General features: G+C 48.0%; 6 protein-coding genes and 1 rRNA gene. All 7 read left to right on the forward strand.

What is annotated here, in order from left to right; genetic code table 11:
- Nucleotides 1-40: 40 nt before the first annotated feature.
- On the forward strand, nt 41-1,081 hold the full coding sequence (locus ACYVSB_RS07100) for a zinc ribbon domain-containing protein (protein WP_461218903.1): 1,041 nt from the start codon (nt 41-43) through the stop codon (nt 1,079-1,081).
- Between the two features lie 286 nt (nt 1,082-1,367).
- Nucleotides 1,368-2,585 carry a glycosyltransferase family 4 protein gene (locus ACYVSB_RS07105; RefSeq protein WP_461218904.1) on the forward strand — a complete coding sequence of 406 codons (1,218 nt, stop codon included), beginning with the start codon at nt 1,368-1,370 and terminating at the stop codon, nt 2,583-2,585.
- Nucleotides 2,582-3,607: a glycosyltransferase family 4 protein gene (locus ACYVSB_RS07110; RefSeq protein ID WP_461218905.1), complete on the forward strand. Its 1,026-nt coding sequence runs from the start codon at nt 2,582-2,584 to the stop codon at nt 3,605-3,607. The genes ACYVSB_RS07105 and ACYVSB_RS07110 overlap by 4 nt, the downstream gene beginning before the upstream one ends.
- A 43-nt stretch (nt 3,608-3,650) precedes the next feature.
- Entirely contained in the window at nt 3,651-4,700 is a 1,050-nt protein-coding gene (locus tag ACYVSB_RS07115) for a lysylphosphatidylglycerol synthase transmembrane domain-containing protein (protein WP_461218906.1), read from the forward strand.
- A gap of 283 nt (nt 4,701-4,983) precedes the next feature.
- Nucleotides 4,984-7,161, forward strand: a complete 2,178-nt coding sequence (locus tag ACYVSB_RS07120; RefSeq protein ID WP_461218907.1) for an LTA synthase family protein — start codon at nt 4,984-4,986, stop codon at nt 7,159-7,161.
- A gap of 33 nt (nt 7,162-7,194) precedes the next feature.
- Nucleotides 7,195-7,662 carry a Fur family transcriptional regulator gene (locus tag ACYVSB_RS07125; RefSeq protein WP_461218908.1) on the forward strand — a complete coding sequence of 156 codons (468 nt, stop codon included), beginning with the start codon at nt 7,195-7,197 and terminating at the stop codon, nt 7,660-7,662.
- Nucleotides 7,663-8,386: 724 nt separating this feature from the next.
- Nucleotides 8,387-8,486: ribosomal RNA gene (locus ACYVSB_RS07130) — 16S ribosomal RNA — on the forward strand; the annotation flags it as partial.

The following is an 8,486-nucleotide window of genomic DNA, read 5'->3' on the forward strand; positions in this document are numbered from 1 at the left end:
GTCAATTCTTTGATTCGGCGTCATGTGGAGGGAACTACTTATGGAAAAATGCCCAAATTGTGGTCAGGAATTGCCCGCGACTGCCACGGAGTTTTGCCCGCATTGTGGTTATCAATTGACACAAGCGCAACCGACGTCTAGCAAAGATGAAGTGCCCGCGGCGACGGCTTCGCAAGCTGCTGCCACGCCGGAGTCAGAGCCGGTCGAGCCAGTTACAAACGTGTCAACTGCTGGTCAGCCAGGTGCGGTGGATTCCAGTGCGGATTCCGATAAAGGCTCTGATGAAGGTTCCGGCGTCGGTTCAGAAGCCGGTTCTGATCGTGAACCGACCGCGCCGGCCAGCGCTGATCACGCCAAAGAAGCGGCTGCGGCTCAGGAACCCGACGCTGACGAGGATGACGAATATATTGATGTTCAGCCTTCACCAACGTGGGCGTTCATTAAAGCGTACTGCCGCTCTTTGAACAATAGCGTGATTCATCCGCACTTAGAAGCGCCTACAGGTAATTGGGACGGGTTGATCAACCTTGGTTTGATCGCCGTCTTTACCAGTTTGGCTTTGGCCCGTTTTGCCAGTAAACTGGTCAATCTCTTAATGATGAATTTGAATCTCATGGGGCTGAATCTGAATCTTCAACTCAAGAGTTCGTTGATGGGCTTTTGGTTCATTTTGATTTTAGTGCTTTTGGTCTTCGTGATTCGGGTTTTGGCGCTGTGGGCTTATCAACATTTGGCGCTAAGACAGACCACCAGTTTTCTAACGGCGGTCAACCAATTGTTCATGCCGATCAGTTTAGCGGTTTATACGTCGATCGTTGGCTTTGTGTTATCATTGGTGATCACACCGTCAACTTTCTTGGCCTTTCTGATCGTGGCGCCGTTGATCTTGCTTGATGTGGCCTTTGTGGGTTCATTGTGGGTCAATAGTCAAGGCCAAGCCGGTGGTCAGCGCTTTTATTTGATTTTGATCACGGTGGTGTTGACGACGGTGATTCTAGGCATTGTCAGCCGGATGTTATTGGGCACCATGCTGCAACAGTCGAATATTATGAATATGATGAGTCACTTCATGGGCAATTGATGGGTCAAAAGATCACCCAGTTAGTCCAGATTCGCCGATAGCGGCTGAAGCCAAAGTATCCAAGTCAAAGTATCCAAGTCAGATTGACTTGGGTGCTTTTTTGGTGGTGGGGCGGTGCCGGAAAGGTTAAGGCGGCTAAGCGGGTCAGGGCAAGCGGTCTGAGAGAAAAACCCGACTTTAGGCGGTTTTTAAAAGCTTACAGTATTGTTAGAATAGGCTTTGTTATTGCATTGGGTTTTAGGAATCTTTATAATTGGTGTCAGTTAGTTCGAGAGGGGGAAGGATTTTGAATATTGGTATGTTTACCGATACTTATTTTCCTCAAGTAAGTGGTGTGGCCACATCGATCCGCACGTTAAAAGAGGATTTGGAACGGAAAGGGCATCACGTTTATATTTTTACGACCACTGATCCTGGTGTCGATCCTGAAGAAGTCGAGCCAAATGTGTTTCGCTTTGCCAGTGTGCCGTTTATTTCTTTTACGGATCGGCGGATCGCGGTGCGCGGTGTTTTCCACGCATTGGAAGTGGCGAAAGAATTAGATTTGGATCTCGTTCATACGCAAACTGAATTTTCCATGGGCTGGATCGGTAAGTTTGTCGCGAAAAATTTAAAAATCCCTTGTGTTCATACATATCACACGATGTACGAGGATTATTTGCATTACGTGATGAATGGGAAATTATTGCGCCCTTATCATGTCAAACAGTTCATTCGCGGGTTTGTGACTCATATGGATGGGGTGGTGGCGCCGAGCGAACGGGTCACCGAAACTTTACGGCGTTATGGGATCAAGATCCCGATCCGCGTTATTCCTACTGGTGTCGATATTCGCGCGTTGGATCAAGCGCATCCGCAAGACGTGGCTCAGTTGCGGACCGCGCTGAATTATAACGAGGATACGCCGGTGCTGATGTCACTGAGTCGGGTGGCGCCTGAGAAGAAAATCGATCAAATTTTGCAGATGTTACCGGCATTATTGGCCGACTTTCCCGATTTGCGCTTCTTGGTTGTCGGTGACGGCCCTGGTCGCGAGGATCTGGAAACGTTGGCGACGTCCTTAGGGGTTGCCAGCGCGGTGGATTTCGTTGGTGAAATCAATCATGACCAGATCGCCCCATACTACCAGTTGGCTGATCTGTTTGTTTCGGCCAGTGATACCGAGTCGCAAGGGTTGACTTATATTGAAGCCATGGCGGCGGGACTGAAATGCGTGGTTCGCAGTGGCGAATACACCGATGATTTATTTGACAGCCCGGATATTGGCACGACTTTTCGGGATCTAAACGAAATGAAATTGCAAATCAGTAATTATTTGTGTCATCCCCATGCTTTCTTGGATCCCGAGCCGCGGCAACGTAAGCTTTATAATATTTCAGCGGATCATTTCGGCGATCAAGTGATGGCGTTTTATCAGGACGCCACCGATAATTATCATCTGATGAATTTGAACCGGTTAAGTGTGACCGGTCATGTTTCCGAACGGAGTGAAGAGCGTCTATGATCCATATCAACATGTTCTCGTCAGCGGATAAAGTCGCCGGCCAAGGTGTCGGCAGCGCTTATTTGGAGTTGATCCGCCTGTTACGCGAACGTCTGAGTGACCAATTCGAAGTAACGATCAATCATTGGGGACGGGCGGATGTGACCCACTATCACACGATCGATCCTCAATTTTTCTTGTCGACTTTTTCCAAGAAACGTGGTCGCAAAATCGGCTATGTCCACTTCTTGCCGGAAACGATCGAAGGCTCACTGCAATTGCCGGGTTTCGCCAAAAAGGTGTTCTATGCCTACATGATCAAGTTCTACAAACGCATGGATCATTTGGTGGTGGTCAATCCTAGCTTCATTCCTAAAATTATGGCCTATGGGATCCCGCGGGAGAAAATCAGTTATATTCCCAACTTTGTTTCACCGGTGGCGTTCCCCAATCGTGACGCTGCCGCCAAGAAGGCGTTGCGGCAGCAATATCAAGTGCCAGCCGACCGCTTTGTCGTTTTTGGGTCGGGCCAGGTGCAGCAACGTAAAGGCGTGGATGATTTCGTCAAGTTGGCCCAGCAGAATCCCCAGGTTCAATTTATTTGGGCGGGGGGCTTTTCCTTTGGGAAGATGACCGATGGGTACGATCGTTTCAAGAAAATCATTGATGATCCGCCAGCGAACTTACGCTTTACCGGGATCGTTCAACGGGCAGAGATCGCCGACTATTTGAATCTGGCCGACTTATTCTTTCTGCCGTCATACGATGAGCTCTTTCCCATGTCAGTGCTGGAGGCCTTTAGCTGTGGGACCCCGGTTTTGTTGCGCAACTTGACCTTGTATGAGGCGATCATTGCCGGCGCTTATGCCGGCGCCGATGATTTGGCCGGATTTAATGTGGCCTTGCGCCAGTTTGAAACCGATCCGGATTATTATGAGCGCTATCGTCAATTGGCGGTTTCGACGGCGCACGAATATTCACCAGAACATTTAGCGGCGATCTGGTCCCGGTTCTACCAGGATCAGGCGCGCGTTAGCAGGTAGCAAAATCGTTGGGACCAAGTGTGTCAACAGATAGGTGGACCTCATGAATCGGAAACATAAAATCGTTTTAGGGTTGATGATCTTGCTGGGTGTCTTTATTTTCTGGCACGAAAGCAAGGACATTGATTATCATCAAGTGATCCATGGGTTGAACAATTTGAAATGGGGCTGGCTGATCGTTGCAGTTGGCCTCATGTTATTGTCAATCGTTTTAGAAGCATTTGTGGTGGGGGCGCTCCTCCATCGTCAGGGCGAGCCGCGGCAACCCTTCATCAATTTATTGCGGATCCCGCCGATCGAGGCTGTCTTCAACGCCGTGACCCCGTTTTCCTCCGGCGGCCAACCAGCGCAATTGGTGGCGCTCCTGCAAATGGGCTACGAAGGCGGGCGCGCTAGTTCTGTTCTCCTAATGAAATTCATTATCTATCAAGTTGTGGTTCTCTTTAACTTCATTCTGACCATGATCGTTGGGTTCCGCCAAGTCGTTGGTCAGTTCAACGGTCTGGCCTTATTGATCACTTTCGGCTTTGTGATCCATATTTTTACCATTGGGATGTTGCTGATGGTGATGTTTTATTATCGTTTCACCAAAAACACGACCATCAAGCTGTTTGCCCTGCTGAAACGGCTCTTTAAACGACCAAAAATCGATCAATGGCAAATAAAAGCATTACAAAAGATTGAAACTTTCCATGAAGAAAGCTTACAATTGAAACGGGAGAAGAAAAAGGTTCTGAAAGCGTCCCTGTTGACCTTAGCGCAACTGATCGCCTATTACCTGATTCCTTACTTTGTTTTATTGGCGCTGAATGTGCCGCGGGTCAATATGTTGACGGTCTTCAGTATGCACGTGATGATCGTCATGATTACCTCGATTTTCCCGATCCCCGGCGGTGCCGGTGGGGCTGAATATAGTTTCAAAACGTTATTCTCAGCTTTTGTGCCCAATACCACAGCGTTGATCTTAGGCATGTTTCTGTGGCGCTTCATCACGTTCTATTTGGGTATTATTTTCGGGATCGTAGCGGTGGCGATCAAAGCGCGACCGGTACGTCTGGATGATTCGGTCGTAATTTCAGAACAAAAAGATTGATTTTCCCTAAAGAATTAGTTACGTTTTAAGTGAGAAATAAGCGAAGCGGCGGTTATTCTGGTACAATCTCCTGTGTTGAGTTATTGGGTTGACGATTCTGGTCAGACCGGGCGCTCGAGTTGGATCAGGTCGGGTAGTTGCCCTTTGTTTAGCGGCGCGCTAAATTACTGGCGGGTGTTTAGGCCAGGGATCACTTTAACCATAGCAGCAAGCGGCGTCGTTGGCGGCGCGTTTGCTGAGCTAAGATTATGGCCTGAAATTAAGGCGAGTACGGAGGATTTTCATGAAGCGTTTCGCAAAGAAACTTGGATCATTTTGGAACAGTCGCTGGGGGTTCTTCCTGTTAGCGGTACTGCTGTTCTGGGCGAAGACTTTCTACGCCTACCAAGCGAAGTTCAATTTGGGTTCCAAAGGGAGCATGCAGCACTTGTTGCTGGCATTGAATCCGTTACCCACCACGTTATTACTGTTTGGGATCGCGCTATATTTCAAAGGGCGTAAATCATATATCATTTTGCTGGTCATCGATTTCCTGACTAGTTTTTGGCTTTTTGCCAATGTCCTTTATTATCGCGAATTCTCAGATTTTCTAACCTCAACCTTGATCAAGGGAAGTGGCGCGGCTTCAAATAATCTGGGCAAAAGTGTGGTCGGCATTGTTCAGCCGACCGACTTCCTGGTCTTTTTGGATCTTTTGATTTTGATCATCTTGTTGGCGACTCGGCTGATCAAGGTCGATGTGCGCCCGATCAAGAAATTAGTTGCCGGTGCTTTGACGGCCTTTGCGGTGCTCTTCTTTGGCTTTAACCTGTCAATGGCGGAGAACGATCGCTCTGGATTGTTGACACGGACTTTCGATAATAACTATATCGTCAAGTATTTGGGCTTGAACTCTTATGCGGTCTACGACACGGTCAAAGCCGCGAAAACCAGCGCGGTTCGGGCTAACGCAGACGCCAGTGATCTGACTTCGGTCCAGAACTATATCAAAGAAAATTATGTTCCTGGCAATCCTGAATATACAGGAATCGCCAAAGGTAAGAACGTCTTCGTCATTCACTTGGAGAGTCTTCAGCAGTTCATGATCGACTTTAAGTGGCAGGATGAAGAGGTGACCCCAGTCCTCAACAAGATCTACCACAATAACAATACCCTGAGTTTCGACAATTTCTTCCACCAAGTCGGGCAAGGCAAGACCGCCGACGCGGAATTGATGCTGGAAACGTCGCTGTTCGGTTTGCCTGAAGGAGCAGCCATGGTCACGGCCGGCACCAGCAACACTTGGCAAGCCGCCCCGGCGATGCTGGACGAACAAGGGTACACTACCGCTGCTTTTCACGGCGATGTGGCCAGTTTCTGGAACCGGGATAACACCTATAAAAAATGGGGCTATGATTACTACTTCAGCAAGAGCTTCTACGATGTCAAGAAAGGCTATGAAATCGGTTATGGGATGAAGGACAAGATTTTCTTGCAGCAGTCCGCCCAGTACATCGAGCAATTGCCGCAGCCTTTTTACGCGAAGTTGATTACCGTGACGAACCACTACCCTTATGGTCTCGACAAGAAGAATCAAACCATCGAAAAAACCGATACAGGTGACTCAACCGTTGATGGGTATGTCCAGACGGCCCGTTACTTGGATCAGGCGATCGGCGAGTTTATGGACTGGTTGAAGGCAACTGGTTTGGATAAGACCAGTATGATCGTTTTCTATGGCGACCACTATGGCATTTCCTCCAATCACCGGAAAGCCGTGGCGCAGTTGCTGGGCAAGGACAAAATCACCGATTATGACAATGCCCAGTTCCAGAAAGTGCCTTTCATGATTCACATGGCTGGGTTAACTGGCGGGATCAATCACACTTACGGCGGTGAAATCGATGTTTTACCGACGTTGATGAACCTGTTGGGCTTATCGAATAAAGACTATATCCAGTTTGGGACTGATCTGCTGGCGGATAAACGCGATCAAACCGTAGCCTTTCGGAATGGCGATTTCGTCACACCGGAGTATACTAAGGTTGGGAGCACTTATTACAGCACGAAAACAGGCGAAGTGGTCAAGAAGTCCGATCCGAAGATCAAAGAGGTCCTGGCTCAGTTGACCAACCATGTTTCCACAGAGCTATCGCTGTCTGATAGTGTGATCAATGGCGACCTGTTACGGTTCTATACGCCAAAGGGCTTCAAGAAAGTGGATCCGTCTGACTTTAGTTATAAGTACAGCACGGTGCTCGCCGAATTGAAGAAAACCCAGAAGAAAGCGAAAACCAGTGTTCTTTATCAAAACGATCAGAAATCGACGGTGGATCTCTATAAGACAGACGCGCCTGAACTCGCCGCTGATTCTGAAGGTGAGTCTAGTTCAAGTAGTAGCTCAAGCAGCGGCGACAGTAGTAGCTCTAGTAGTTCGTCGAGCAGCAGTTCGTCGTCCAGTAGTTCGAGCAAGGCCGACTGAGTTTGAGTGACCGGAAAGTCCGAGGTGAACAACATGTCAGAGAAACGATATCGTGAAGCGTTAGCGTTGCTGCGGCAACAACAGGTGCGGATCACGCCGCGGCGTGAAGCGATCCTTCGGTTGTTGGTCAGCTCTAAGAGTCATCCCACCGCGGAAGCGATCTTTAGTGAAATTCAGGATAACTTCAGCGGCATCAGTATCGCCACAGTCTACAACAATCTGCGTCTCTTCAAACGCTTGGGGATCATCCAAGAGTTGACCTATGGCAATGAGCCAGGTCACTTTGACTTTGCCCAGGTGCGCCATTTTCACGTGGTTTGTCAAAATTGTGGTCAAGTGGTGGACGTTTATTACCCTGACCTCGGCAAGATCGAGCGACTGGCGGAGAATTTGACCGGATATCAAACCATCGGCAACAACATCGAGGTCTATGGGATCTGTCCCGATTGTCAGCGAAAGTTAGCGGCAAGCGCCACTGATTCCTCGCCAAGCAGTCTTTAGGCCGGCTGGATCGAATTGAAGCCCCCTTGGATTTACTGGGAAATTACCGAACTCATCATTGCTATCGCAAGTGCAGTCGCACGCCAATCATTTGATTGGTGTCGCGGACTGACTTGCGATTTTTTAGTTTCTGGACGGTGCACACCAAAGGTTTAGCGAATTCTGGCGGATCGGTATTAACCGGGATAATACTATTTTGGGACGCCTTCTTTAGCAACATGGCTCTGATAATGTTCGGCGAAACGTGCAGAACGGATTCGGTTGCTTGGGTCAGACCGGTTTTGTTTTGGTGGTTGTTTGTGGGTGGCGGGATCATTTTTTGATGTTTTTATATTATTCATGAAGGACGCTCAGCTTTGTTTTAATAGGATTTAGTCAACGGAACTGGGATTTTCTTAGTCACTTCGCCACTTTTTTGTAAAATTAGACTTGCGCCAGTCGATTTGATTTGGTAAACTATTCAAGTTGCGTTTTATAGCACACCTTTACAGGTACGTGTGACCGAGCAAGTGATGATCAATTTTTTGAAAATAATCATTGACTTACCTTTGGCTGACATGATATTATGTATAAGTTGCTGTTGCGACAAGGTAGACCTTTGAAAACTGAACAAAGTTTCGATAAATGTGCAGGGTCGATAGCGATTTCGGTCGTTATCTACAAAGAACATTTGCGAAGTCAATTCGCTAGTTAATGAATTTAAAATTGAGTCTAACTCAAACTTTTATATGAGAGTTTGATCCTGGCTCAGGATGAACGCTGGCGGCGTGCCTAATACATGCAAGTCGAACGAGTTTCGACATTTACGGAAGATGCTTGCATCG

It is taken from the genome of Lapidilactobacillus salsurivasis, assembly GCF_054785215.1.

Excerpts from the sequence above, each read along its gene's own strand:
- ACYVSB_RS07100 (WP_461218903.1), top strand. The coding sequence starts at position 41 with ATGGAAAAATGCCCAAATTGTGGTCAGGAATTGCCCGCGACTGCCACG.
- ACYVSB_RS07110 (WP_461218905.1), top strand. The coding sequence starts at position 2,582 with ATGATCCATATCAACATGTTCTCGTCAGCGGATAAAGTCGCCGGCCAA.
- ACYVSB_RS07115 (WP_461218906.1), top strand. The coding sequence starts at position 3,651 with ATGAATCGGAAACATAAAATCGTTTTAGGGTTGATGATCTTGCTGGGT.
- ACYVSB_RS07120 (WP_461218907.1), top strand. The coding sequence starts at position 4,984 with ATGAAGCGTTTCGCAAAGAAACTTGGATCATTTTGGAACAGTCGCTGG.
- ACYVSB_RS07125 (WP_461218908.1), top strand. The coding sequence starts at position 7,195 with ATGTCAGAGAAACGATATCGTGAAGCGTTAGCGTTGCTGCGGCAACAA.